24 protein-coding genes are annotated in these 23,905 nt (G+C 50.1%); 10 read left to right on the plus strand and 14 right to left on the minus strand.

The genetic code is table 11. The annotated features are described in order from the left end of the window. Nucleotides 1–124 precede the first annotated feature (124 nt). From JOE33_RS00385 to JOE33_RS00405, 5 genes are all read left to right on the plus strand, one after another. Nucleotides 125–349 carry a hypothetical protein gene (locus JOE33_RS00385; protein ID WP_010434569.1) on the plus strand — a complete coding sequence of 75 codons (225 nt, stop codon included), beginning with the start codon at nucleotides 125–127 and terminating at the stop codon, nucleotides 347–349. A 132-nt stretch (nucleotides 350–481) separates the two neighbouring features. Next, nucleotides 482–871, plus strand: coding sequence for a hypothetical protein (locus JOE33_RS00390; protein WP_010434571.1), 390 nt, complete (start codon nucleotides 482–484; stop codon nucleotides 869–871). An 18-nt stretch (nucleotides 872–889) separates the two neighbouring features. Continuing rightward, the gene (locus JOE33_RS00395; RefSeq protein WP_100069513.1) at nucleotides 890–1,576 is read left to right on the plus strand and encodes an HAD family hydrolase; all 687 of its coding nucleotides are present in this window, start codon (nucleotides 890–892) and stop codon (nucleotides 1,574–1,576) included. 10 nt (nucleotides 1,577–1,586) lie between these two features. Beyond that, a complete protein-coding gene (locus tag JOE33_RS00400) occupies nucleotides 1,587–1,796 on the plus strand; it encodes a hypothetical protein (protein WP_010434576.1) in 210 nt (69 codons plus the stop codon). A 655-nt stretch (nucleotides 1,797–2,451) separates the two neighbouring features. Further along, nucleotides 2,452–3,444: an FAD-dependent oxidoreductase gene (locus JOE33_RS00405; protein ID WP_010434578.1), complete on the plus strand. Its 993-nt coding sequence runs from the start codon at nucleotides 2,452–2,454 to the stop codon at nucleotides 3,442–3,444. Between the two features lie 243 nt (nucleotides 3,445–3,687). Here JOE33_RS00405 and JOE33_RS00410 read toward each other — a convergent pair whose 3' ends face one another. The 11 genes from JOE33_RS00410 to JOE33_RS00460 all read right to left on the minus strand — a co-directional run bounded on the left by JOE33_RS00410 (nucleotide 3,688) and on the right by JOE33_RS00460 (nucleotide 16,743). Beyond that, the gene (locus JOE33_RS00410) at nucleotides 3,688–6,387 is read right to left on the minus strand and encodes a glycoside hydrolase family 3 C-terminal domain-containing protein (protein ID WP_239642855.1); all 2,700 of its coding nucleotides are present in this window, start codon (nucleotides 6,385–6,387) and stop codon (nucleotides 3,688–3,690) included. A gap of 850 nt (nucleotides 6,388–7,237) precedes the next feature. After that, entirely contained in the window at nucleotides 7,238–8,029 is a 792-nt protein-coding gene (locus tag JOE33_RS00415; protein ID WP_025991028.1) for an SDR family NAD(P)-dependent oxidoreductase, read from the minus strand. A gap of 649 nt (nucleotides 8,030–8,678) precedes the next feature. Beyond that, nucleotides 8,679–9,335 (minus strand): amino acid ABC transporter permease, encoded by a 657-nt coding sequence (locus JOE33_RS00420; RefSeq protein WP_010434586.1) that lies wholly within the window; start codon nucleotides 9,333–9,335, stop codon nucleotides 8,679–8,681. Further along, nucleotides 9,332–9,979 carry an amino acid ABC transporter permease gene (locus tag JOE33_RS00425; protein ID WP_010434592.1) on the minus strand — a complete coding sequence of 216 codons (648 nt, stop codon included), beginning with the start codon at nucleotides 9,977–9,979 and terminating at the stop codon, nucleotides 9,332–9,334. Before JOE33_RS00425 ends, JOE33_RS00420 begins: the two co-directional genes overlap by 4 nt. Then, nucleotides 9,979–10,770, minus strand: a complete 792-nt coding sequence (locus JOE33_RS00430; protein WP_100069514.1) for an amino acid ABC transporter ATP-binding protein — start codon at nucleotides 10,768–10,770, stop codon at nucleotides 9,979–9,981. The genes JOE33_RS00425 and JOE33_RS00430 overlap by 1 nt, the downstream gene beginning before the upstream one ends. A gap of 160 nt (nucleotides 10,771–10,930) precedes the next feature. Continuing rightward, a complete protein-coding gene (locus JOE33_RS00435) occupies nucleotides 10,931–11,818 on the minus strand; it encodes a nitrilase-related carbon-nitrogen hydrolase (RefSeq protein ID WP_010434598.1) in 888 nt (295 codons plus the stop codon). Beyond that, nucleotides 11,811–13,307 carry an AMP-binding protein gene (locus JOE33_RS00440; RefSeq protein WP_010434600.1) on the minus strand — a complete coding sequence of 499 codons (1,497 nt, stop codon included), beginning with the start codon at nucleotides 13,305–13,307 and terminating at the stop codon, nucleotides 11,811–11,813. Before JOE33_RS00440 ends, JOE33_RS00435 begins: the two co-directional genes overlap by 8 nt. Nucleotides 13,308–13,357: 50 nt before the next feature. Further along, nucleotides 13,358–13,846, minus strand: coding sequence for a MaoC/PaaZ C-terminal domain-containing protein (locus tag JOE33_RS00445; protein ID WP_010434604.1), 489 nt, complete (start codon nucleotides 13,844–13,846; stop codon nucleotides 13,358–13,360). Further along, a complete protein-coding gene (locus tag JOE33_RS00450; RefSeq protein WP_010434611.1) occupies nucleotides 13,839–14,675 on the minus strand; it encodes a polysaccharide deacetylase in 837 nt (278 codons plus the stop codon). Before JOE33_RS00450 ends, JOE33_RS00445 begins: the two co-directional genes overlap by 8 nt. Continuing rightward, nucleotides 14,672–15,856: an acyl-CoA dehydrogenase family protein gene (locus JOE33_RS00455; protein ID WP_025991030.1), complete on the minus strand. Its 1,185-nt coding sequence runs from the start codon at nucleotides 15,854–15,856 to the stop codon at nucleotides 14,672–14,674. Before JOE33_RS00455 ends, JOE33_RS00450 begins: the two co-directional genes overlap by 4 nt. A gap of 101 nt (nucleotides 15,857–15,957) precedes the next feature. Continuing rightward, a complete protein-coding gene (locus JOE33_RS00460; protein WP_010434615.1) occupies nucleotides 15,958–16,743 on the minus strand; it encodes an aspartate/glutamate racemase family protein in 786 nt (261 codons plus the stop codon). 278 nt (nucleotides 16,744–17,021) lie between these two features. Between JOE33_RS00460 and JOE33_RS00465 the strand changes: the two genes are divergently transcribed. The 4 genes from JOE33_RS00465 to JOE33_RS00480 all read left to right on the plus strand — a co-directional run bounded on the left by JOE33_RS00465 (nucleotide 17,022) and on the right by JOE33_RS00480 (nucleotide 20,251). After that, nucleotides 17,022–17,411 (plus strand): RidA family protein, encoded by a 390-nt coding sequence (locus tag JOE33_RS00465; RefSeq protein WP_010434618.1) that lies wholly within the window; start codon nucleotides 17,022–17,024, stop codon nucleotides 17,409–17,411. Nucleotides 17,412–17,434: 23 nt separating this feature from the next. Next, nucleotides 17,435–19,015: an NAD(P)/FAD-dependent oxidoreductase gene (locus JOE33_RS00470; RefSeq protein ID WP_010434619.1), complete on the plus strand. Its 1,581-nt coding sequence runs from the start codon at nucleotides 17,435–17,437 to the stop codon at nucleotides 19,013–19,015. 197 nt (nucleotides 19,016–19,212) lie between these two features. Continuing rightward, complete coding sequence (locus JOE33_RS00475) at nucleotides 19,213–19,626, plus strand: acyl-CoA thioesterase (RefSeq protein ID WP_025991031.1); 414 nt, start codon at nucleotides 19,213–19,215, stop codon at nucleotides 19,624–19,626. Nucleotides 19,627–19,645: 19 nt separating this feature from the next. Beyond that, entirely contained in the window at nucleotides 19,646–20,251 is a 606-nt protein-coding gene (locus JOE33_RS00480; RefSeq protein WP_010434623.1) for a TetR/AcrR family transcriptional regulator, read from the plus strand. 49 nt (nucleotides 20,252–20,300) lie between these two features. On the opposite strand, the gene JOE33_RS00485 is transcribed toward JOE33_RS00480, so the two are convergent. The 3 genes from JOE33_RS00485 to JOE33_RS00495 all read right to left on the minus strand — a co-directional run bounded on the left by JOE33_RS00485 (nucleotide 20,301) and on the right by JOE33_RS00495 (nucleotide 22,770). After that, nucleotides 20,301–21,152, minus strand: coding sequence for a transporter substrate-binding domain-containing protein (locus tag JOE33_RS00485; RefSeq protein ID WP_010434627.1), 852 nt, complete (start codon nucleotides 21,150–21,152; stop codon nucleotides 20,301–20,303). An 89-nt stretch (nucleotides 21,153–21,241) separates the two neighbouring features. After that, nucleotides 21,242–21,859 (minus strand): TetR/AcrR family transcriptional regulator, encoded by a 618-nt coding sequence (locus tag JOE33_RS00490; RefSeq protein ID WP_010434630.1) that lies wholly within the window; start codon nucleotides 21,857–21,859, stop codon nucleotides 21,242–21,244. Between the two features lie 107 nt (nucleotides 21,860–21,966). Continuing rightward, on the minus strand, nucleotides 21,967–22,770 hold the full coding sequence (locus JOE33_RS00495; RefSeq protein ID WP_209924004.1) for a citryl-CoA lyase: 804 nt from the start codon (nucleotides 22,768–22,770) through the stop codon (nucleotides 21,967–21,969). A gap of 469 nt (nucleotides 22,771–23,239) precedes the next feature. Between JOE33_RS00495 and JOE33_RS00500 the strand changes: the two genes are divergently transcribed. Next, on the plus strand, nucleotides 23,240–23,869 hold the full coding sequence (locus tag JOE33_RS00500; protein WP_157769319.1) for a TetR family transcriptional regulator: 630 nt from the start codon (nucleotides 23,240–23,242) through the stop codon (nucleotides 23,867–23,869). The last annotated feature ends 36 nt before the right edge of the window (nucleotides 23,870–23,905 follow it).

Raw genomic sequence — 23,905 nt, forward strand, 5'->3', positions numbered from 1 at the left:
CGACCGTTGCCACTAAACCAGTACGCCTAATCGCTGTCCGGGGGGCGTTCAAGCTTTTTCAAACCTTGGATGGTGCGGATCACTACGTGCTAGTGACGGAACACGACGGAGGAGGGGCTATTCGATGGTCGACCAACCGATCCCGCTAAGCGGTATTGCGGCGCTTAATAACGCCGACAGCACTGTTTACTGCGACCTACAAATGTCTATTGCCCAAGTGCGCGAGCTCCTGGCCCTTGTTCGAGGGTTAAGTGTGTCAGCGCATCATCCTGGTCTCGAAAGCGTCTTCCGTGATATGGAGGAAGAGCTTGGTCGCTCGGTGAGTAGCTCGTCTGAAAACGTTCGTTAACCAGCGGGCGCCGAGCGTGCGCACTAACAGTCCTTTGGCTATCGCGATATTTGGGGTAGGGCGGGTGACAACGGGGCTTACGTTCCGATGTGCGTTGGCCAAAATTGCCCCTAGTTCACTTAAGGATTATTCATGAAGGACTTTGATGTACAGCAAATGATCGGGCCGAGTGTTGTGATGTCTGGACGTGAAATCGAGCTTGAGGATGCGATTCAAGTCACGCGTGAGCAGTTTCCGGACAGCAGCTTTTGTATCGTGAACGAGTGGGTATGGCTCGATCTGGAAGCGCCTGACCTCGTCATTAAAGAGCTGGCCGCTGAGGGAAAAAAGCCGACAATGTTGCTAGTTTTTAACGTGCTGTTCGACAGTTCATCTACTTCTAGATCGCACTGGTTTCGGTCGACACCGTTGATCGATTTTACGGACGACATGTTTTTTCAAACTGAGTCCAAGCTGTACGTTTTGCTCGGGCATGGGCGCCGGAAGTCCATGTCTCTTTCAGCCGTCGTGCGGTTATTTTGAGAGAGAAAGGGAGTAGGAATGGAAGCGACCTCACCAAGTGCAGCAGGCACAATGATCGGCGGGGTGGTGCTGGACGCATTCGGAACAATTGTGCGGATCAACCGCCGGTTGAACCCGTATCGCGAGCTGATACGAGAGGGGCGCCGCCAAGGCTGTGATCTCACGTTGGGCGGCACTCATTTCCTGATGACTGCGAACCTGTCGTTCGTCGAAATGGCGTCGCAGCTGGGCATCTCTCTCTCGCCATCGAAGCGTCAAGAACTAACCCGAGCACTGGAACTGGAACTCGCGTCTATTGAGCCATTTCCCGATGCGTTAGAGGCCATGGCGCAGTTGCAAGGCGCAGGCGTGAAACTGGGTATTTGCTCGAATTTGGCCAGCCCGTACGGCCCTGTCATCAAAGAGTTCTTCCCAAATTTGGATGGGTACGCATTCAGTTATGAGGTCGGATCCATCAAGCCAGATCCAGTCATTTATCAATCAATTTGTAGCGAAATGGACGTGGAGCCGGGACACCTCTTCGACGACGGGCGGGGGCGCGTTTTGATGATTGGTGATTCTAAAAAGTGCGATCAGGATGGCCCAAGGTTGGTCGGAATAATGGGGCTTCACTTAGATCGTAACGGTCAGTGCGCAATCAATGACCTCGCACGATTCGCCGAACTGGTGGTAGACCATAACCACAAATTGGGGTCGGGACGTTGATGGGGAATCAATGAAGGATGTCGGGCAAGTTGAGATCGAAGCTGTTGCCCACCTCGTGTGCGATGTGTGCCAGGGTTCTACTCGGATTGAAAGCGTCGAGCTTCAATACGCTGAGGGCTCGACGCGAGGTGCGCTTACTGCCGATGAATTTGACGAAATGATGCGCAAATACGACGACGCAGGCGACTGGATGAGAGATCAGCTCAAGGTTAGGAAATGAGCGATCGCCGAGCGATCCCTGCTCCAAGGTACCTCGGCGATGCATTTACAAAGATTGCATCAGCGTTCATCCACCTAACGATTTGGGCGGGTCAGATGTTGTCCCATTGATGCCTCGGGATGTAGCACATACCCACTGATGTGAGATGAAATTCTTCTGCGATGGGTTTGCCTGATCTATGCAAGGTGTGTTCCCTGGCCACTTACTGAATTAGCAAAGCGCGCACGATTAATCTCAATATTCATCCTGACTCAGTGTGCTCAAAAAAGGGGCGCGTATGCTTACCCTTAATCCGCAAGAAGGTAAGCAATCGTTCGCCAATCGTAGAAAGACCGTAACCGTCCGGCGAACTCACCTTCCTAGCCTCGACGCCAAAAGCGATGGCATCAGGAAGGCGTGTTTCCCGGACGCTTGTTGTTATTACAGCATAGCTTTCTCAGCCGCCGAGGTGTGACCTGACATTAGCACCGAATCTGAACGGCAGATTGCACGGTAGCACGGCCTGTGAAGGCAGAATAAGCCCTACCACATTGAAGTCGAATTCATAGCTTGACGTTTGCATGGCACCAACATACCTTCTGATCTATAAAAGATACCCTATGGTCTTTTTTGGTTTTCCAACACAGTACCGGTCATCAAAACGAGGAGGGCAGTTATGCCTTATGAGAATGCACAGAAGGCTGTGGCTGTGTTCGGTGACGGGATAGAGGCCCTGCTCAATGGCTACTACCTGCAGCGTTTTGGATTCAAAGCTGACATCTACCTTTCTCAGCCGAGTTCCGCTGCGCAAATAGTTCCCGAACTGATATCAAGCTGGCTTTGTCAGTACCGTGACCCTGTCTCAAGACGGCTCGCTCTTCAGGGTATCGCTGAACTCAGGGACATTTCGATTGACCTTGGCGCGCAACTACTCGCATCGACCGAAGGATCAATCGTTTTCGAATGCAGGAAGACGCATGTCTCAAAACTGGAGCAGTTTGCTGAGGGATGCAGTAGAACCGGCATCTTGGTGAAGCGTGCGAGCACATCAGGTTCCGTTAGCCTGCCTATAGGCAGTTTGGCGGCTTTCAGTTTTCCTCAGGATGTATCGCTCTACCCAAGAACATTCTACAAACTGCTCATGGATGCATTAATGCGCCGAGGCGCCTCTATCTATAGCGGGCGAGGGCTTAATCAGCTACAGATGGATGATCATGTGTACCGCATTACTTACGGGGGAAGTACTCGTCGTTATGATTTGGCAGTCCAGGCAAGGGAACCGGCGTCGTGCAATTCCGAGACTGAAGCTTCGGCAGGGGTAGCTGAATTGAAGCCGGCTCTCGTCGGAAGGTATGCTTCATTCGAGCGCCTATGGGATCATATTTCAGACGATTCTTCCTGTACTCCGGCTGAGTCCAAGTCACGCATCTTGTCGACCATAAGGCGGGCCCTGACCGGGACTTCTCAGAACGGTACCTATATGGATGAAGATATTGACCTTACCTATCTAAATTTTCAACGCGTGCCTGGGCACGAAAATGCATATTTGACCTCCCGATCAGATGGCATTGCGCAGTGTGTAGCCAATGCCCGACTCTTGGCTGAATCCTTATACGCGGGGCAGGATGCTATCGCTTCCGAGAGGCAGTCACGTATGGTTGTAACTTGACTACGAGAAACATCCCTCATCCGTCCATGGTGAGGACGAGGGCACTGTGGAGATGCTGCTGTGTCACGGTCACCGGCGCGAAGAGGCGACGCAGATGATGCGTCATTTCCTGTAAAAACTTTGTTGATGCAACAAACGAACGTCGGGAAATCACAGATCTGCTAATGTAAAGGTTCCCAGTCAAGCCTTAGAGGGAACCTTTACAACGAGTTTAGACGTTAGTCAGGTTATGATCGAAACTGCTCAGTAGGCACGAGCACTATCAACCTGTACTGATTCGCGCACATTGGCCGGAAGAGGGTTGCTACTGACTACAGGGAGAACTTGTCTGTACAGGCTGTTAACCGTGTTTTTCAAAGGAAGGCTATCCGAAGATCCACCTACCAAAACTCGATATTGGCCAGCATCCACAATCCAGTTCCATGTAGTGGTATCAAAATAAGCCAACGATCTTGAGTCTAATGGAATTGAAACCTCTTTAGTCTCACCAGGTTGTAAGAATATTTTCTTGAACCCTTTAAGCTCTTTTATCGGGCGTTCGATTTTGGAGTTAAGCGGACTAACGTAAACTTGAGCGACCTCGTAACCAGCAACTTTTCCAGAGTTGGTGACCGTGAACTTAACATTTATTTTCGTGTCCGCCAGGGAAACCTTAGGCGAGACAGAAAGCCCGCTGTAGTCATAGGACGTGTAGGACTGACCGTAGCCAAATGGGAAAAGCGGTTTCTTGTGAGATTTATCGTAACCACGGTAACCCATAAAGATATCTTCTTTGTAGGTCATGTCCGATAGTGCGTGATCACCCTGATAAGGCCTTGGGTCAGGATAGCTCGCATAGCTAGGGTTGTCTTCTAGGTTACGATCCCAAGTGACAGGCAGTTTGCCAGAAGGGTTCACGTCACCAAAAACGATTTCAGCCAAAGCGCGACCGGCCTGAGCACCAGGATACCAAGCGTGAATGAAGCCATTCGCTTTGTTAATCCAAGACGAAACATTCAATGTTCCGCCAGCATGCATTACGACCAGCGTTTTGTCATTTGCAGTAATGACATTTTTTATCATCTCGTCTTGATATTCCGGCAGGTCAAAGCCATGATCGGTTGCCTCGCCTTCATATTCATTATTGATGCCCGCGGCGACATAAACAGCATCATATTGAGCAAGATTTTCAGGCGCAGCCAATGAAGCCCAGCTCATCTGGATGCCCCACAAACCACCAAGGCTCGGAATGAATTTGCTGTTCGCACGACTGTATTCCAGTCTTACGTCATACATTTGCCCGGCTTCAAGCTTGACGGCGCGCCCGAATTTTGAATATGTACCTGCCAAGTCGCTAGAAAGTGCAGGATTTAGGTCGTCGATTATGAGCTTGTTATTTACCCACAATTTTATAGAGCCATCCGCACGAACTTTGAATACTTGATTGCCTGAAACCGTCGGTTTGATCCGTGTAGTGAAGCGGGCTGAAAAGTTACCTTGCTGCGGATAAAGAGAAGTAAGCTGACTATTACCTTTGGCAGTGGTATTGGTCAGCGACGCGAAATCCCAATTTAGACCAGGTTCGGTTCTCGTAAGCGCAGGTGCGCCTGAAAAATCAGCATTGTTATAATACTCTGCCTTTAGCCCGTTGGTATATTTACCAGGCGCCGTGTCACTGTCAGACTTAGTCCACCACACTGATTGCTGGGGATCTAAAGACATGCTTTTTATATAATCAACCTGGCCTGTGCCAATCTTTTTCAAACCTTCAATTTCACTGATATGATTTTCAACCTTGGAGTAAGCTGTTCCAAAAGGTGAAGGGGGAGCTTGGTTAGCAATATCACCAATAACTGCAATTTTTGCATCTTTTTTAAGCGGAAGCAGCTTTGCGCCGCCACCAATAGACTCGTTCTTGAGCAGAACGATTCCTTCGCGTGCAATATGTAATGATGCACTAATGTTTCTGGGATCGTTACCAATGCCTGAAGGCGTTGGTAGCCCTTTATCAAAACCGTAACTCACGATTCCACGCAGATTCCGACGAATCTTATCATCCAGAGCTACTTGTGGTAGCTCACCGCTATAAAGGTAAGGTGTTAGGTTTTTTTCGTTCATTTGTAGACCGCCAGGCGAGTCTACATCAGCTCCAGCTTGAGCAGCCTTTAATCCGTTAGTAATGGCGTTGTAGTCGCTAATTACAAATCCTTTGAAACCCCATTCTCCCTTTAAGGTATCAAACAGAAGGTTATGGCTTTCGCAGGCGTACTCATCATTGATCTTGTTGAAACCGCACATGAACGAAGCAGGATTTGCATTCCGGACAACAGATTCAAATCCAGGCATATATATTTCACGTAGCGCGCGTGAGCTGACATGGACATTGAGCGCGTGGCGATTGGCATCTTGCTCATTAGCAACAAAATGCTTAACCGCAGTCATCACGCCCTGTGCCTGAATGGCATTCGTTATGGCAGGCCCCATAACAGCGCCCAAGAATGGATCCTCGCCTGAGACATGCTCGGCAGCTCTACCAGTTAGCGGTGTGCGATACATATTCATGCCTGGCGATAGCACTTGCTGTGCTCCTGCTGCTCGGGTGTCGTAACCTATCGCCAACCCGAACTCCTTGGCACGAGGGATACTCCAAGTGGCCGCCAGCGCAGATTGAGATGGATACTGGGTACCGAACATTACGTCCCTATAAATACCCATAGATGAGTCGACGCTAATCGTAGCAGGCAAACCAAGTTGCGGCACGGCGCGCAAAATGTGCCCTGCATCACTTGTAATGTAAGTTAACTTATCAGAGGTGCTCATCTGCCCGAGCATAGCTTCTACTTTTTTTTCTACTTCCTCTCCCACTAGCGGTGGTGCGGCTAAGCTAGGGAAAGACGCAGCAAGCGGAAATGCTGCCAAAGACGTACACAAAAGAAATTTTCGTGTTGAAAGTTGCATTTTCATGACACTCATAGTGGTTTTTTTGAACTCAAACGCCTTTGTCGGCGATACATATCAGGTATGCGCAAATCAGACCTTATGAGGGGCTCTTAGTTCGAAGCATTATGAGATATAAATTTATTTTAGTTCAGTTAAATCGCTAGTTTTCTGACGCCGGAAAGAAGGCGTATTTTGCCGCGGTGGCAAAGATATTTAACGAGATGGCCAAGGAAAGCTCAACAGATTACTAGTGTATGCTCATCTTGAGGTTTAAAGCTTTAAATCCAGTCGTTACCTATTAGAAGCAATGCCTGAGTGCGAAACTCTTGATCTCGCATATGTGTTAATCATTTGCTCGAAGTGAGGCCAGTCAGAGGCTGAGGGGGGAATTTAGCTCAGGACTTGGATTAAAAGAGCCTTGCTGAGTTATACGATGTTGATCAACTGATGTATATGTTTCTGTTCATATACTTTGAAGAGCAGTTAAAGTTCAGAAATGGCGCACAAATTTCGTCCTTGATCGACCACTGTGCAGATAGGTTTTCTCCGCACCCTAACTGAATTCGGGCTCACTGGACTAGGTTACTGCCTCGGGTTTCGGGTAGCTGAATGCATAAGTTGTAAGAATAGGCCCAAAGTAATCGTAGTGAACTGACAAGAAAGATCACCATCGCCGGGTATGCTAAGCTCAAGGCGTGATGTCCATAAAGCACATTGGCTGCTGTGGACAAGGTACTGCGCTTCATTAAGCCAGGTGCTCCGAGCAGCTTGGAAACTCCGGCTTTGGAATCAGAGGCACGGCTACGTTGGCTGGCGATAACATCAACACCGCTGTCGATAATATTATCTTCTCAATAGCGGTGTTGTAATGCGTTTACGCTACATAACCACCGTCAACTGTTAGGTCATGGCCAGTTATATAACTAGCTTCATCAGATGCGAGAAAAATAATAGCTGCCGCGATTTCGTCAACAGTACCCTTACGTCCGGCGGGAATTACCTTTTTCAGAGCGTCTGGATCCGAGCTGCCCACACCGCGATTCATCAGGTGCGCAGCAGAAGGTATCACCGACGCGGAGTTGCTTCGAATATCTGTAGCGATAGAGCCTGGGCAAACCGTATTGAAGGTAATGCCTGTGTGAGACAGGGATGCTGCCATCTGCCGAGTGAAGCCAATCAAGCCGAACTTTGATGCCGTGTAAGCTGCGCCATCTGCCCGGCCTACGAGGCCGCCAATCGATGAGACGTTGATCACTCGTCCAAATCCTTGTGGGATCATATGCTTGAGGACGGCTTGTGAAGTCAGGAATGCCCCTTTAAGGTTGATGGCCATAATCTGATCCCAGAGGTCTTCGGTCGTCTCAGTTACATCAGCGAATCCGTCAAAGACACCTGCGTTATTGATCAGCACATCGATCTTTCCGAAATGATCGATAGCAGTGCGTACCAACGCGTCCACTTCCTCTCGATCACGGACGTCAGTCTTTACAAAAACAACTTCACCGCCCTTGTCAGTCAGCTCTCGGCATGCCTCTTGACCGCGAACTGCTTGAATCCCCCCCATGACTACCTTGGCGCCTACGCCGGAAAGCGATTTACAAACGGCCAAACCGATCCCCGATTCACCGCCAGTGATGACAACAACCTTATCTTTGAGGTTAAACATTGCGACTCCCAGATCGATGGAATTATCGGTAAGACGGGGCATGAATTTCTAGGTCAAGAAACAAGGCGGGCACGCCGAGGTAGGTATTCATACCCATAAAAGACCAATAGGTACTATATTATACCTTTGAGTACGTTTTTTCAACCGAGTAGGTGGCGCGAGCGGATCCAGGGTTGGTTGTCAGCAGTTTGGCCTTCTATCTCCAAGGCAGAAGCTTTCCCTTCTGGTCAGCTTCGACACGTATCGTTGTGGGACTACCGATAGGCATATCGCTGCACTATCGATTGGCTCACACCTAAATGCTTGCTGACGCGCTAAAGCTTAAAGTCCATATGCTGAACCCGAACGAACACTTGGTTTTAGCCCTTTACACTGAGGCTCCATGTTGAAAACCAGATCACTGACCGATGCGAATTTGACTTCTATATCGGCCAGGGCAGGGCGCGAACGTCAATTTCATTAGGCACAAAACGTTTTGGCGATGTGGGTTTGGACACCTTGAGATTCCCTAACCGTGGTCGGAGCCAATAAGTGAACTTTGCCAACCGTCTCAGGGAGCTATTCATACCGTGCGCTCTAGAGTTTGTCGCCAACACAAAGGTGGCGGGGTGGAGAGGTGAGGGGTTTCAAAGATCTTCTTAGTGTGTAACTAGATATGCCTGCTCAAGCGCCTTTCCATCTGCGATACGACGATGGTAGCGGGTATGCACACGGCGGCGTACATCAGCCCTGTGAGCATCAGAACTGACATGTATTGAAATGTGGCCGAACCTATTTCGTTGGCTCGCGAAACAATCTCTGGCAAGGCGATGGTGAAGCACAGTGAGGTCGTCTGCAGCATGACGAGAGCAAATCCTAGCAGAGGAGGTAAGCAAATCCTCATGGCCTGGGGGACTATCACGATCCGCATTGCCGTCGCAGGCGCTAAACCTAATGTAACTGCCGCCTCTCGTTGACCAGGCGGAACAGCTTTGAGTCCACCCCGGATGATCTCGCTTGTGTAGGCTGCGGTACTCCAACCAAGTGCAAGAATCGATGCTGCCGCAGAGCTCAGCGATACATGCACATTGGGAAGGCCGAAATAAAAAAACTGCAGGAGAATTAACACCGGGGCTCCTCGTCCGAGCTCCACTATGCAGATCGAAAATATGCGCAACATTTTGATCTTAGAATCTGTGCCTATCGCTAGAAAAAGGCCAACTGGTACTCCCCAAAGCAGAGCGAGAGCGCAAATCTGGAGGCTAAATTTATAACCTTCTAAAAGTTCGGGGAGCCATACAGACCAGTTACTAAAGAATTCGCTCATCGTTCGATCCTAGCGCGAAGGTTCGCATCAACAGTGCGTGAAAGCCATGCCATCGCGAAGCTAACTAAAAGATAAAGGCATCCGGCCAGAGCGTAAATCTCTAGTCCTTTAAACGTCTGCTGGCTGAGCTGGTAGGCCACTTGGGCCACCTCAGGAACGCCAATTGTAGATGCAATAGCTGTGTCCTTTAGCAAGCCGATCGCGTACGTGCTGCAGGCTGGCAAAGAATAACGAAACACTTGAGGCACCATAACTGACATAGCTCTATCCCGAAAGCCTAGCCCGAGCACGTGCGACGCTTCACGCTGCCCGTGCGGTATAGCCAATAGAGCCCCGCGGTAAATCTCAGCGAGGTTCGCCGCGGTTATTAAACCCAAGCCTAGCATTGCTGCAACGAACGCATTAAGTTGAACTACGTATTCGCTGAAAGAAAAGAATATGAAAAATAACCAGACGATTGGAGGAATCGATCTCATGAATACAGTTAGGCTGATAGCAATTGCGCGCAACGTGGCATGCTTTGAGATACGCATCATGCACAAAGGTATAGCCAGAAGAGCGCCCAGCAAAAATGAAGAAAGGGTCAGCGCTAAGCTCCATGGCACTGCTTTCAGCAATGCCATGATAAAGATCAGGGAGTCCATCAGCGATCCCTCACCGCAGTCAGGAATCTTTGCACACGCTCGTTTTGGGGATTACGCATAACCTCCTTGCTAGGGCCTTGCTCAATGATGCGGCCTTCAGCCATGACGACCACACGATCGGATACTTGCTCTGCGAAACGCATCTCATGGGTCACCACGATCATGGTCATGCCGCTGTCGGCCAACTCACGCATTACTGCCAACACTTCCAAGCCAACCTCAGGATCAAGTGCAGAAGTAGGCTCATCGAATAACATGATTTCTGGATCCAGAGCCAACGCCCTAGAGATAGCAATCCGTTGCTGTTGGCCGCCGGAACAACGGCTAGGGTAAATGCTTGCTTTGGCGGCTAATCCTACTCGAGTCAACAACTGCATGGATCGATCATCGGCCTCCCGCTTGCTGCGGCCGAGCACCTTGCGCTGCGCTAGGCTGACGTTTTCAAGCACAGTGAGGTGGGGGAACAGATTAAAAGATTGAAACACCATCCCCAGTTTTTTCTGAAGCCTGGCCAGATCCTGCTTGGAGGGTGTCTTTGTAGCGTCAATGACGACGTCCCCAACCCGAATGATTCCTTCAGTAGGCGGTTCCAGCTGATTGATACAACGCAGTAACGTACTTTTCCCGGAGCCACTAGGCCCGATTATGGCTACAACTTCCCCGCTGCGTAGCGAAAAATCAACGTCCTCAAGTACTCTTATTGTACCGAACTTTTTTCCTACCCCTTCAATACACAAAACAGCGCTGGGGTCGCTTATTTTTTTCGACAGATTTATGGTAGAGGTCGTCATGCTATTCATGGTGGTATTCCGATGGCGAACAAATAGACTGGAACCCGGCTTCTAAAGGGCCGGGACGCCTTGATCTGAACAACAGCAGTCTAAAGTCGAGCAGTAATAGTTATTTTTATGATTGGCCGAAAGCTCATGCTAAAGCGGGATGCTGAATGAGTTAACGGTATAGTTTCTCATATACATCGGGCCGACGATCTGTAAGTTGTTTAACCTCTCCTTTTGCGCGAGACAGCCTAAGAAGATCGAGATCCAGAACAGTGTGCAGCAGCGCCTCGGTGTTCATTTCTGCCGAAGCATATGTGCCATCATCTATTTTGAATCTGTTATCTATAGGGCATGCTACAAACGCTTGCCCTTTGCAAACTGTGCGGTAGTCATTTGGGATGTCCAGCGCCCCAAGCAGAGGAGAAACGCAAACGTACATCTGATTTTCCAGCGCGCGGGCGTGTCCACTATGCCATTCTCTCCAGGCACCGCGAGTTTCAGTAAGCGTTGGAACGAAAATCACCTCCACGCCCTGATCCGCTAAATGCCTGGAAAGCTCAGGATATTGCACGTCGTAGCAGACATACATGCCACACTTTACACCTTCTATTTCGAAGACATTCAGCGCACTACCACCACAGGTATTAATCGCTTTTTCACCGCGTGTGAGGTGTATTTTGTCCTGCTCTAGAACAGCGCCATCCGGTCTAAATACAAAGCTTGTATTGAAGGCCTTATCATCCACCTCATGCCAATAGGTCGCGCCTACAATCGTGACATTATGACGCTGAGCCAGTGCAGACATTCCGACCTTATAGCCGTCGTACAGTGGGTTAAAAACAGTGCGATAGAATGCTGCAACTGTGGTGTTGTCTACCGTCGCAGCCTCATCATGGCTCCATAGTAGACCCATTCCGACAAACTCCGGCAGTACGAGAACTGCACTACCTGCCAACTGCGCTTCTTTGACCTTCTTCTCAATATCCTGCAAAAAATCATCGAGAGAGCTACAAGGCTTTATTGTGTAAGCCGAGATTGAAACCTTCAGCGAATTAGACATTTTGTGTCCCCTTCCAATAACTTGACAATGCCTTCTTGTCAATCTTGCCCGTGTTGCCCAGAGGCATTTCGTACAAGTGGACAAAATGTGCCGGAACTTTAAAGTCCGCAAGTACATGTCGACAATGATCAGTTAGCGCTTGCGCGTTCACAGGGTGATTTGTACGTGAGACATAAAAAGCTACCGGCAACTCACCAAATTTTTGATCTTCTACCCCTATTACTCCACAGGATTGAATATCCTGGTGGGTTAAAAGAACTCCCTCAACCTCTGCTGGGGCAATATTGGCTCCACCGCGGATGATAATGTCTTTGATTCTCCCGGTGAGATAGAAGTAGCCCCAGGTATCAAAATGACCGAGATCGCCTGTACGGAAAAAACCATCAGCAAAAGAAGCCTCTGTGAGAGCGTCAGCGTTCAGATAGCCTAACGTTGTGGCAGGGGCACGTACTATAATTTCTCCCGTCACATTGGCTGGTAGTACAGCTCCCGAACTGCTTACAACCTTTATTTCAACTCCTGGTGATGCCTTACCTATAGCTCCAGCGGGCACAGGATCATGGTCGGCTGCGAATTTGCCAAATACAGGCCGAACCTCAGTAAGCGCGTAGTAATCTTGGATATCCGCTCCGAATCTTGCGGTAAAACGCTGCCGCAGTTCCATCGGCAAGGGAGCTCCTGCTGAAATGAGCAGACGCACGCCCGAAAGATCAACACGCAGCGAATTTTGCTCTGCGTACTCCACCATCATGGAGAACATTGTTGGCACACCCTGAAAGACAGTGATGCCGTGATGGACGATTGCTTCCAAGACATCTTGAGGTCGAAAGCGCCGCAGCACTAAAACTTCGCAACCGGCTTGGAGCCCAGTGGCGGCAGCGGTCGATAATCCGTACAGGAAGCCAAGCGGTAGGGCTACTAGCATTTTGTCCGCGGGCTTGATCTGCCACATGTCTATCAAGGACTGATTGCCAGCAGTTTCCGCATTTTGGTCGAACAGAACCGCCTTGGGTATGCCAGTCGATCCCGACGTGTAGATGATCAAGAAGTGAGACGATGGGGCCTCTTCCGCATGGATCGTCTCAAGAACTGGCGTGGCAACAAAGAACTCCCTCGCCTGATACACCTGACAATCCAAGCCATTTGCCGCCTCATTGGCGTTTGTGGTCAGCTTTTCATCGGTAAGCAAAAGCTTTGCGTGTGCATGTTCTAAAATGTAAGCAACTTCAGTGCTGCTCAGGCCGGCGTTGATGGGCACGAAGGTGCCGCCCAGCTTTGCCATTGCGTAATAAAGCACAAGGATATCGCTACTGTTTTCGCAGTATACGGCCAACGTCGATGTGTTACTCAAACCTCTCGCACGTAGTACGTTGGCAATGCGATACACCTCACGCACCAAACCGCCATAAGTGAACGCTTTGTCTTCAAACCGCAACGCCATAGCGTCTGGGTTTTCGTGGGCGACGGCTTCGATGCTTTTCAAAATCATGACACTTAACCTCGGATGGAGCGTTTGTGCGTGAGGGGTTTATCGAGTTCTTAAACAGGCTTGCAATGCATCATCACTTTCCACTCACCTTCCTGAACCGACTCGCCTCGCTGGTTCCTGAGGGATACGTGGAAGTTTACAATGCCAACGCCTGGTTTTTTGGTTTCGCGCTTGGAGTCCACGCGCTGGTAAACATGGATAGTATCGCCAATCTTGATAGGGCCGCGCAGATCCCATGTCATGCCCAAAAAGGCGATTGCGGTGCCTTCCTTGATGCCTAAACGGCTTTCAAGGCCAGTGGCGATCGCAAAGCCCGCTGGGCCATGGAGAATACGCCCACCAAAGACCGTGTTTTTTGCAAATTCTTCGTCAGTGTGAACTGGGTTGTGATCGCCAGTCAGAGCGGCGAACATCACAATGTCGGCTTCTGTGATAGTGCGGCGGGGAGAATTCCACTCCTTGCCAACCTCGAGCTCGTCGAAATACAAAGCGTTCTGGCCGATTCCGGCGCGTTCAACTGCTTGTGCGGTGTCAGACATTGTCTTGCTCCTGTTTAAGAACTTTGGTGTTGAGCTTTTGCGCAGCAGCTCCCATCGTCGAGAACTCGACATTGGGCTGTTGCATGTAAGAAATGAGCTGTTCCAGCATCGTTATGCGAGGGCCGCGACCAATTATCTCGGGATGACACGTCAGCGTGAATATTCCCGATACCGAGTGGGCATAATCGAATTCAGAAGACCATGCTTTGAACACATCACTCGGTAGCCTTAGACCAGTATTCAAAGGTCGAACATTGAATTGGAAGTAAGGGTAATCATCGAGCTCCCAAGCCACTGGGAATTCAAGGACTGCGCTTTCAGGGCCGTGAGTGAACTGCTCTTCAGTTAGTACGTCATTTTTTCGTGCGTAGAAGACATTGAAATCGTTGGACATAAGGCTGCTGTCATAGATCAGCCCATGTTCCTCCAAGAGATCAATGGTGTTAGCGCTGAGATCCCAGGCCGGAGAGCGATAGCCTATAGGACGAACGCCAGTAACGGCTTGCAGCGTGTCCATGCTTTTAGATAAGAGCGCGCGTTCTTCGGCGAGCTCCAGTCCAACCGGAGACTCGTGGATATAGCCGTGACAAGCAACCTCATGACCTTCAGTAATGATCCGCTTGACCAGGTCTGGATACGAAGCTGCCGTATGTGCTGGCACAAAAAACGTGGCAGGTACTCCACGGCGTTTCAGTACGTCCAGGAGGCGTGGCATGCCAACCTCAGCGCCAAACTCGCCCCGAGACAGAGGGGTAGGGGATACCTGCTTAAAAGTACTCAACCAAATTGCAACGCCATCGAAATCAAACGTTAGGCAAACGGTGGTCATTGGGGAAGCCTCAAAACGTCGGCCTCAGACTCGTCAATCAGGCGGCGGGCGATGACCAATTTCTGAATGTCGTTCGTACCCTCACCGACGATGTATAGAGGCGCTTCCCGGTAAAGGCGCTCTACGACAAATTCGTCGATGTAGCCGTAGCCACCATGGATTCTCAACGCGTCTTCAGTGATATCCCGAGCAGACTCGCTAGCTAGAAGCTTTGCCATGCCAGAAAGCATATCGGCGCGTTCACCTGACTCCTTGGCTCGTGCGGCTTCTGCAGTCATCAATCGAGCAGCCACAAGCTTGGTTGCCATTTCAGCGAGTCTGAGCTGAACAGCCTGATGCTGATCAATGGCTACCCCAAATGACTTGCGGTCGCTTGCATAGCGCTTGGCCTCGCTCAAAGCGTTTGCAGCAAGACCCACTGCGCTCGCAGCGATAGCAATTCGACCTACCTCCAACGCGTCGAGCAAGTGCCGCATACCTTTACCGGTAGCACCACCCAGCACAGCGGTTTTCGAAGCCACAACCTTGTCCAACACGATTTCCATCGTATCAACTAGGCCATACGCCATTTTGTGAAATTCGCTTGTGACACTTACGCCTTCTTGGGTTTTATCAAGTAAGAAAAGGCTGGAGCGAGGCTTATTGGTTCCTTCATCAAAGCTGGTACGTGCAAGGGTTAAGAGAATCGTAGCCTTGGCGCCATTGGTGACGAAGATTTTGCTGCCACTGATACTGAATCCATCTTCAGTAGGGGTGGCAATTGTTCTGATAGATTGCAGGTCAGAGCCTGCCCCGGGCTCAGTTAGCAAAAGAGCGCCACGCTGCTCACCAGTTGCCATCAATGGAAGATAGGCTTGCTTCTGCTCTTCGGAGCCGTACTTAGCAATTGCGTAAGCTACAGTGCAGTGACTATTGATGTAAGCTGCGAGCGTCGTCCAACCCGCTGCAATCGTCTCCATGACTACCGCAAAGACAGGAAGCCGCAGCTGAAATCCGCCGTACTCTTCAGGGATGGACAAACCGAACAAGCCCATTTCCTTCATCGCTGCCAACATTTCGGTAGGGAAAGTCTTGCTGCGCTCCATCTCATGTGCGTGCGGGCGAACCTCACGAGCGATGTATTTGGTCACGGTGTCGATGATATCGTTTTCGATATCAGTAAAATCGGTATGTCGGCTCACTGTAATAACCTCTAGAGCGGTAATACGCTGATACGAAGCTAATCTGAAGACAACCATGAAGCATGGCGATCCCCCAGGCTGCTGTTTCTAATTATTTAAAGTTATTTAAAGCGCGTAGAGCGGCCATACTTTTCGCGGACTTGAACGAATTCTTCTGGACGGCGTTGCTGCATTTTTTCGTAGTAGCCCACTCGACTAATACCGTATGCGCCTTTTTGGTGAAGTAAGCCTAATGACTCAGCCATCTTCAGTGCAAAAGTATTAGGGTTCAAGATAGTCGTATTGCGTGGCTCCCCACTTGTCAGGAGCCATTTTTCAGTGCATGCCGAGATGATAGTGCACGCCAGAATTACCGACTCAACGCCTCCGTCCTCCATAGCCTTTGTCGATGCGGCCAAGGCATCCTTGGCTACACCTTCATAATCATTGATCATGTCGGTGATGTACCAATTGATGTAACGCACGTCCTTACATTGTTCGCTCTGGCCGTAGAGACGTACCAAGTCACGCATGTACGCTGCAGATTTGCGGTGGTCGGTTACCAGTAGGTAATCATGGCCGAAATAGGAAGCGTGCTGCATGGTTGCTTCCAGAGTTCCGACTACAGGGATGTCAACGAGCTCTCGCGCGGCTCGGACACCTGGATCGTTACAGCAGCCCACGATGACTGCGTCGAAACCTTTCTTTTCAGCATCGATGATGCACTCGAAAAGCACTTCTTCAGTAAGGTGTTTTGGATACCACCAATCGCAATTTTCTGGGCAGTTTTCCACGTTGGTGACAACCAGCTCATTCCCCTCGTTCAAGTAGGGCTCAAGAGTCTCGGTGATCAGCCCGTTGTACGCCGGCGTTCCGAAAGGATTGATGAAGTTGATTCTGACGCCCATGACCATTTCTCCAAACGGGGTGGAGAGCTGAATAGCTCAGCATACCGACCGTATTAAAAATTAGACCGCCGGGTCAGTATGCGGAAATCTTTGGCAGAGTCAAGGGCCTGCTGCGTACCAAAACAGCAGCCAGCTCATCCCGCCACGCGTGCCGTGACATCAGCCTGATCGACCCTTGCATCATAGCGACTCACCGTATAAATTGGATACCCAGCGGTCAGTTTTTTTGGATGATGGTAATTTTTCTCTCATCCATCCCCCAACCAGGAGTGAACAGCATGATCAAAGGCATCAATGCAGGCAGTGGTTATCCAGGCGTGTCGATGGGCACGTTGGTAAGTGAAGGTACGTTGTTGTTCTTGTCTGGCCATGTCGGCACCGACGAGGCAGGTGAGCCGGTAACAGGCGGTTTCGAAGCTCAGGTTCAAGCTGCTTTCGAAAATATGGGTAAGACCCTGGCAGCGGCCGGTGTGGGGTTCGAGGCATTGGCCAAAATGACGACCTACATTACGGATCCAAGCCCTGAAAGCCTGGCTGCCTTCAAGAAAGTTCGAAACTCCTTTGTGAATATGGATTGCCCGCCCGCCAATGCACTCGTCACCGTTGCAGGGCTTTATGACCCTGCCATCAAGATCGAGATCGAAGGCGTGGCTCTGATCCCTCGTTAAATTCTGCTCAAGCGAGAATGGTAATGGCCGAGTACGATGCAGTAATAGTTGGCGGCGGACACAACGGTTTGGTGTGTGCAGCATACCTCGCCAAAGCTGGAAAAAGAGTTTGTGTTCTGGAACGTCGTCATATCCTGGGCGGGGCCGCTGTCACTGAAGAGCTTTGGCCAGGATTTCATTTGTCCGTGGCGTCCTATTGGATGTCTCTGCTTCAACCCAAGATTATGATTGACCTGAATCTTATGAAGTACGGGGTCAAGGTTCTTGATATCAATCCAGCCATACATCCGTTCTTGGATGGCACATCTGTAACGTATTGGCCAGAGGAGTCGCGTATGAGCGACGAACTGCGCAAGTACTCGCAAGAAGATGCGGATGCCTATCCTGAATTTACCGCACACATGCGTAAGCTAGTGGCTCATCTCCGAGAACTGATTTTCGAGGTGCCAGTGGATTTCACTACGGGTAAGGTCAAGGATCTCACGAAAACCGCTGGTTTAGTTTGGCGCATGCGTAAGGCCGGCCCTATGTTTTATGACATATGGGATCTGCTCACGATGAGCTGTCATGATTACCTAAAGCGGTGGTTCTCGAACCCTCAGGTGCTTACGGTATTTGGTTGCTACGCGTCTGGCAGCGGCGGCAATATCGGCCCTATGAGCCCAGGTTCTGCCTATGTACTCGCACGACCTTATCTCCGTGAAAGCGATACCGCCGCAGGCCCAGGTGGGCTCGTGCAAGGAGGCATGGGTGCCATCGCAAAGGCGCTTGAGCTAAGTTGCCGAGATTTAGGCGTAGACCTTCGATGCAATGCCCCCGTGAAAGAGATTGTCGTTGAGAACGGACGCGCTTCAGGTGTCTTGCTTGAAAGCGGGGAGATGGTTCGGGCCAAGAAGGTAGTAGCCAACGCAAACGCCAAAACGCTATTTCTTCATTTGCTGAAACCGGAGCATGTTCCAGCTGAGGTGATTGCTCGCGTCAAGCGGATCAGGACACAATCGACAACCTTCAAGATCAATATGGCGTTATCCGGCTTGCCAAAGTGGAATTGCTTGGTTGGGAAAGACCTGCAGGTGCCCGGTTCAATTACGATCGCTGAGAATCTTACCGAGCTCCAAGAGGCGTTCGAGTCTGGCCAGCATGGGCGAATCGCTCAGCATCCCTACATGTGGATCCTTACCCCAAGCGCGTTTGATCCGACGTGCGCCCCTGAAGGCATGCACACGCTTAGTTTGCTTGGTGGACACGTTCCATACAGTCTTAAGGACGGGCGTGCCTGGGATGAGGTCACCAAGGAGGAGCTGTTTGATCGTGTCGTTGCGCAGATCGAACGTTATGCGCCTGGTTTTCGTGAGTTGGTGGTGCATAAGCAGGTACTTACGCCCATCGACATTGAGAAGATGTTTGGCATGACAGACGGTCATGTTCACCATGGCGAGCTAAGTATTGATCAGATTTTTTTCCGCCGTCCAATCGCGCAGTACGCGGATTACAAATCGCCTGTTGACGGGCTCTACATGTGTGGCGCTTCAACGCATCCAGGTGGTGGCGTCACGGGAGTACCCGGCTACAACGCATCTAGGGTCATTCTCGGCGACTTCTGAGATCCGACCGTAGAGTTCCCCATGCCGAGCGCTGACTCGCGCATGGGGTTTTTTTTTGGTACACGGTCGGTGTATCAAGATCAAAAACGCCCTCTGGGAAGATTAATTTGACTCGTTAGTCCAAAAAAAAGACAATGCGAAAATCACGCCCGCGGGAATATTTCTAACGTCTGTCCAGGGTTTACCAAGAGGTTTAGGTGGAACATACATATCGTGGAGTCGTCTACCCCGCACAAACAGACGCCATGGGGCATATGACAGTGCAGTACTACGTCGCTGCATTCGATCAAGCGTTTTGGCATTTCATTTCTGCGTTGGGTTACAACCCTGCCTGGCGCAACACAAAAGGCGAAGGGTGGGCAGACGTCAAGTACGTTATCAATTATTCAAGCGAGTTGAAAGTCGGTGATCTGTTCAGTGTACGCAGTAGAGCTGTTCGAGTAGGGAACAGCTCATTGGTTACCCATCATGATTTGCTCAACATCGAAGGCAGTATTTGCGCTGATATTGAAATGACCTCCGTGTACTTTAATTTGGCCGAGCGTGAAGCTATGAGTATACCGGACGCCATCCGTCTCAATGCAAATGCTGCAATTTCTAAGCAGCAATAAAATTTATCAAGGTGACACTGTGACTATCGATCTTCGTGACCAGCTAAAGCTAAAAAAACAGGCCTATGTTCAAGATGAAATCTTGTCCACTGCCGCCATTCTTTTTGCTGACAAAGGTTTTCGCGCCATAACCATCAACGACATCGCTGCTGGACTGGGGTACACGAAGTCAGTTGTTTATTATTACTTCAAGAATAAAAACGAGATACTGTGGCAGATATTTAATAGAATGTATGAAAGTTATCAGCAGTCTATAGACGAAGTGATTGGGAAGTCTCAATCGCCCACTGAGACTCTGCGCGAGATTCTTTATCAGCATGCTCTTCAGGTAATGAAGCGTAAACATTGGACTGCCATCTACTTTCGAGACGAAAGTGAGCTGGAACCAGAGCAGCAAAATCTGATGCGCAAGCGTAAGCGCGAATACGACGCCTCAATTGAGAAGGTCTATCAGGAGGGCGTCAAGGAGGGGGTATTTGTCGATATTCCGTCACATATTGCTGTGTCGGGATTTCTAGGCATGTGCAACTGGTCTCATACTTGGTTCAACGACAATGGTAGTCATACAGCTGAGCAAATTGCTGGCTATTACTGCAGCATCATGTCGAAGGGATATTTGAAGTAACAGAAGCAGCCGGCATGCGCCCTCCCATGAAGGCGCATCAGGTTAGGACTTATTGATCAGCATAACGTGGCGTACCAGGGGTCGCGGCGCTTGCATCCAGCCCTGCTTTTTGCAGCTCTTTTCCCAGCGAACCATTATCTTGCAGTTCCTTGATGAACCGATCCATGGCCTGCCCCAATTCCTGGTTACTTTTTTTGTACAGATAAGCGGTTTGTGCGGGTTCGATGGAGGACTTGACCGCCGGGTCTGGGGTCGCGACCTTGACCTGTATGTCCTTAGGCATTCCACCTTGCTTCTGCGTTTCCACACCTATGGAATACGTATTGACTGCCGCGCTGATACGCCCACTGCTCAAGTCTTGCGCAAGTGCAACGGCAGTAGGGTAGAGATTCAGATCCGAGCCATACATTTTCTTCAGCTCAGGCACCCACAGGTAGCCCTGCACGGTTCCTACTTTCTGTCCTTTGAGCTGAGAGAACTGGGTAAGTCCCTCGCGCGAGTAGATCGCTGTTTGTTCTAGGTATACGGGTGCGCTGACACCTAGTACCTTCGCACGTTCAGCAGTGCGGTACCACGCGCCGACGGCAACGTCTGAACGGCCTGCGACAACGTACTGGATAGCCGCTGCCGAATCGGTGAACTGGTGTTGGACTTCCAGGCAATTGGCCTTGGCGAAAGCCTCCATGACGAAAGCGTCAACGCCGGCTGCGGTTTTGCCATCTTGAGCTTGAACGATGTAGGGAGGTACGACCGCTGATGTGACCTTCAAAACGCCTGGCTCCAGCGTCGAAAATTTGTCTGCTGGTTTGCATTCCTCGGCGGAGGCGATGGACGGAACAAGGTTGATCACGCCCGCGATCACGACAACACCGAGTTTTACTGCAGTACTTTTGCTTACCATTTTGATTCTCCGAAGATATTATTAGTTAGGCAGAGCTTTGAAGCCAAGTAGAACAGTGACACATCCAGACATCTTATTTTTTAGTGCTATTACTTCTTATAACCAACAACGCATAGGATCAGCGATGCAATTTTATCTTTAGCATACGCATAATTAATATTGCAGTAGTCCAGCTGCTGGAAGACACCTTCTAATAAGGCGCGAATGGCTCCTGTCGTAAGCTTTACATCGCTAACGCTAAACGTGTCCTGCGAGTTGCCCAAGGTTAGAATCTCCTGTAGGACTGCTGCCTGCTTATTGCGGATAGTTAATATAATTTCGAGCTGTTGTTGCGAAAGATATCCCGAATCGCGCGTTGCTAGGGCATGGTGACAGCGATTTTCATAAATGAAACGCAGGTGGCACTGCACGTAGCATTCCAGCAGCTTAATGGCAATCTTCTTGCTCCGTTTTGGAGGCCGGATTGCGCTCAGAAGTACATGCTCAGCTTCCTCAATGAGTTCAAAGAGGAGCTCCTGTTTGTTTTCCATGTGGTTATAGAGCGATCCCACTTGGATCCCTACTGATTCTGCAAGCTGACGAAGACTTACGGAGGGATAGCCGTGTATTGAAAACAGCTCAAGAGCCGCCTCCTTCACTGCCTTCCCTGTATCCGATTTTCGGGCTTCAGTGCCATTGGTCAGAGCGTCTTCAAAGATTGCGGCCATGTTTACCTTGGGCGACGAGCGTCGAGTCAAAATAATCCGCCCGGGAAGTAGCAATCTCACGGGCGGCTGACAAAATCGTCAGAAACAGAGGAACCGAAACTGGTAAATCAACTGTCTGAGTAGTCCTCAGCAAACGAGCGGCGGTCACGGGAGTAATCAACGTTTTCATCTGGAATGACCCGGATGCGGACTTTGCTCTGCATTTCTTCTGAGATGTGCGCGACAACACCTGGCATGGTAGAAATCACGGCTAGACCAGTCATTTCAGCAGGCGTAAAGCCCATCTGGGCCAAAATAGCGCCCATCATGCCTACTTCATTGATAACGATTTCAGGCTTATTTGCTTGGGTAGTGAACGCCTTGTGAATGGCCTCATACCATTCACACACATCACCCCAAACACCACACTCCAATGCCAATGTTTTCAACTGCTGAGCGCGAGGATCTGTGAAGCGAAAAGCCGGATGACCCAGGCCTGGAACTCGTTCTTTTCGAGCTCGCATGCCCTCGACTAATGTACTAGCAGCCTCATCAAGACTTGCAGCGCTTCGTGCGTCAGAAAGTGTCTGGTTGAGAAAATGGCCAGTCTGATCGGGTGCCAGCGAGTACTCTCCAGCTGATAACACCGCCGTAGCAAGGCCGGCGACCATAGAAGGATTGCTGGACACGCAGTAGCGCGCGGCGGCTGTGCCAGGCTTCTTCAGAGCGTAATCCAGTACAGAGCACAGAACCCCATCGATCATTTTTGCTTCACCTGCTGACGGCAGTCGACCCCTAATGAGCAAAAACGTTGCTTCTGGAAAGCTCAGCTTGCCGATCAAATCACTCAGATCATAACCGCGGATGTAGACGGTGTTGTTTTCGACGTCACTTACTGATGTCTGCCAATAGCGATTTTGTTCTGTGCTCATGTTGATGTCCTTAAAGCGATATGGCGGCGGCGCCATTGGGCCGGTGTGCATCCATCGTATTGTAGGTCTGTTTTTTTGTCTAGCGGGTCAGTTAGAAAGAATGACCGGTTGGTCAGTCGGCTGAGAAGCGGCCGCGGCCTTCGCGGACGGCTCATCAGACGTTTAGCCATCTCCACCTGAGCAGGGCAGTGCTGAGCCACCGTCAACACATGTCGTAGGGTGTTTTGCGCTAGTGAAGCCGATGGCTGGCGCTGCTCCGATAAGCTGCAGTTAATTTTCCTGCCATGTCTACTGGGTGCCAGCAAGCTGATATGACGGCGTCAGCATCCCAGCCAGCTGCCTGCGAAGGAGTTTTCCTACGCCCTAAAATACCTTATGGTCTGATAAAGTGACCATAGGGTATTATTGTAGCTATAGGCTGCGCTTGGTCTGCACATGCGCAGCATTCGGCTTGTAAATGGGGATGCTGATGAAAGACCGGCCTAGGATTGAAGAGCTGAGCGACATTGGATCGTCCATACGCACCTACGATGTTGGTCGAATGCATGAAGTGGCGACCAGGCTGTTTCTTGAAAAAGGATTCTTTGCGGTCAGTCTTAAGGACATCGCTTTTGCAGCCGATATCCCTGTAGGTTCGATGCATAAACTTACAGGAGGTAAAGAGCGCTTATTGTTCCAGCTAATAGAGGGGTATGAGATAGGTTTGCAGGAGGCAGCATCAGTACGAGTCAAATGTGCACGTACGGCCATGACAGAATTAGATGCTTTTGTTACTGCTTACGTGGAATATGGCGTGTCTGCTCGGCAAAGGCACTACTTGGCAAACCAAGAACTGCTGGCGCTCCCCGAAAGCTCAAAGGCGACTCTGCGTTCACTGAGAGATAAACGGGTCAATGATTTGTGGCGAATAATCGCGCATGGGCATGCGACGAAGTCGTTCGACTGCCCTGAGCTTAGGTTCACTGCCAAAATTATCTTGGCCAGCCTAGAGGGTATTCTCAGCAACCGAACGGTTGGAAGCGATGAGCTTCAACAGTCCGTAGAACTTCTAAAAAGAATGGCAAACAGATTCGTTATTGCTTTTAATGAAACGATGTAATTTTTTTGGCGTAGGGTGGGTAATTCCTCGTTACAG

Source organism: Pseudomonas sp. PvP027 (assembly GCF_017833005.1).
Taxonomy (GTDB): Bacteria; Pseudomonadota; Gammaproteobacteria; order Pseudomonadales; family Pseudomonadaceae; genus Aquipseudomonas; species Aquipseudomonas congelans.

Coding starts and splice junctions, on each gene's coding strand:
- JOE33_RS00410 (WP_239642855.1), bottom strand. CDS start 6,387: ATGAAAATGCAACTTTCAACACGAAAATTTCTTTTGTGTACGTCTTTG.
- JOE33_RS00385 (WP_010434569.1), top strand. CDS start 125: ATGGTCGACCAACCGATCCCGCTAAGCGGTATTGCGGCGCTTAATAAC.
- JOE33_RS00465 (WP_010434618.1), top strand. CDS start 17,022: ATGATCAAAGGCATCAATGCAGGCAGTGGTTATCCAGGCGTGTCGATG.
- JOE33_RS00460 (WP_010434615.1), bottom strand. CDS start 16,743: ATGGGCGTCAGAATCAACTTCATCAATCCTTTCGGAACGCCGGCGTAC.
- JOE33_RS00425 (WP_010434592.1), bottom strand. CDS start 9,979: ATGGACTCCCTGATCTTTATCATGGCATTGCTGAAAGCAGTGCCATGG.
- JOE33_RS00485 (WP_010434627.1), bottom strand. CDS start 21,152: ATGGTAAGCAAAAGTACTGCAGTAAAACTCGGTGTTGTCGTGATCGCG.
- JOE33_RS00450 (WP_010434611.1), bottom strand. CDS start 14,675: ATGACCACCGTTTGCCTAACGTTTGATTTCGATGGCGTTGCAATTTGG.
- JOE33_RS00400 (WP_010434576.1), top strand. CDS start 1,587: ATGAAGGATGTCGGGCAAGTTGAGATCGAAGCTGTTGCCCACCTCGTG.
- JOE33_RS00495 (WP_209924004.1), bottom strand. CDS start 22,770: ATGAGCACAGAACAAAATCGCTATTGGCAGACATCAGTAAGTGACGTC.
- JOE33_RS00440 (WP_010434600.1), bottom strand. CDS start 13,307: ATGATTTTGAAAAGCATCGAAGCCGTCGCCCACGAAAACCCAGACGCT.
- JOE33_RS00490 (WP_010434630.1), bottom strand. CDS start 21,859: ATGGCCGCAATCTTTGAAGACGCTCTGACCAATGGCACTGAAGCCCGA.
- JOE33_RS00430 (WP_100069514.1), bottom strand. CDS start 10,770: ATGACGACCTCTACCATAAATCTGTCGAAAAAAATAAGCGACCCCAGC.
- JOE33_RS00390 (WP_010434571.1), top strand. CDS start 482: ATGAAGGACTTTGATGTACAGCAAATGATCGGGCCGAGTGTTGTGATG.
- JOE33_RS00435 (WP_010434598.1), bottom strand. CDS start 11,818: ATGTCTAATTCGCTGAAGGTTTCAATCTCGGCTTACACAATAAAGCCT.
- JOE33_RS00415 (WP_025991028.1), bottom strand. CDS start 8,029: ATGTTTAACCTCAAAGATAAGGTTGTTGTCATCACTGGCGGTGAATCG.
- JOE33_RS00395 (WP_100069513.1), top strand. CDS start 890: ATGGAAGCGACCTCACCAAGTGCAGCAGGCACAATGATCGGCGGGGTG.
- JOE33_RS00445 (WP_010434604.1), bottom strand. CDS start 13,846: ATGTCTGACACCGCACAAGCAGTTGAACGCGCCGGAATCGGCCAGAAC.
- JOE33_RS00500 (WP_157769319.1), top strand. CDS start 23,240: ATGAAAGACCGGCCTAGGATTGAAGAGCTGAGCGACATTGGATCGTCC.
- JOE33_RS00470 (WP_010434619.1), top strand. CDS start 17,435: ATGGCCGAGTACGATGCAGTAATAGTTGGCGGCGGACACAACGGTTTG.
- JOE33_RS00420 (WP_010434586.1), bottom strand. CDS start 9,335: ATGAGCGAATTCTTTAGTAACTGGTCTGTATGGCTCCCCGAACTTTTA.
- JOE33_RS00405 (WP_010434578.1), top strand. CDS start 2,452: ATGCCTTATGAGAATGCACAGAAGGCTGTGGCTGTGTTCGGTGACGGG.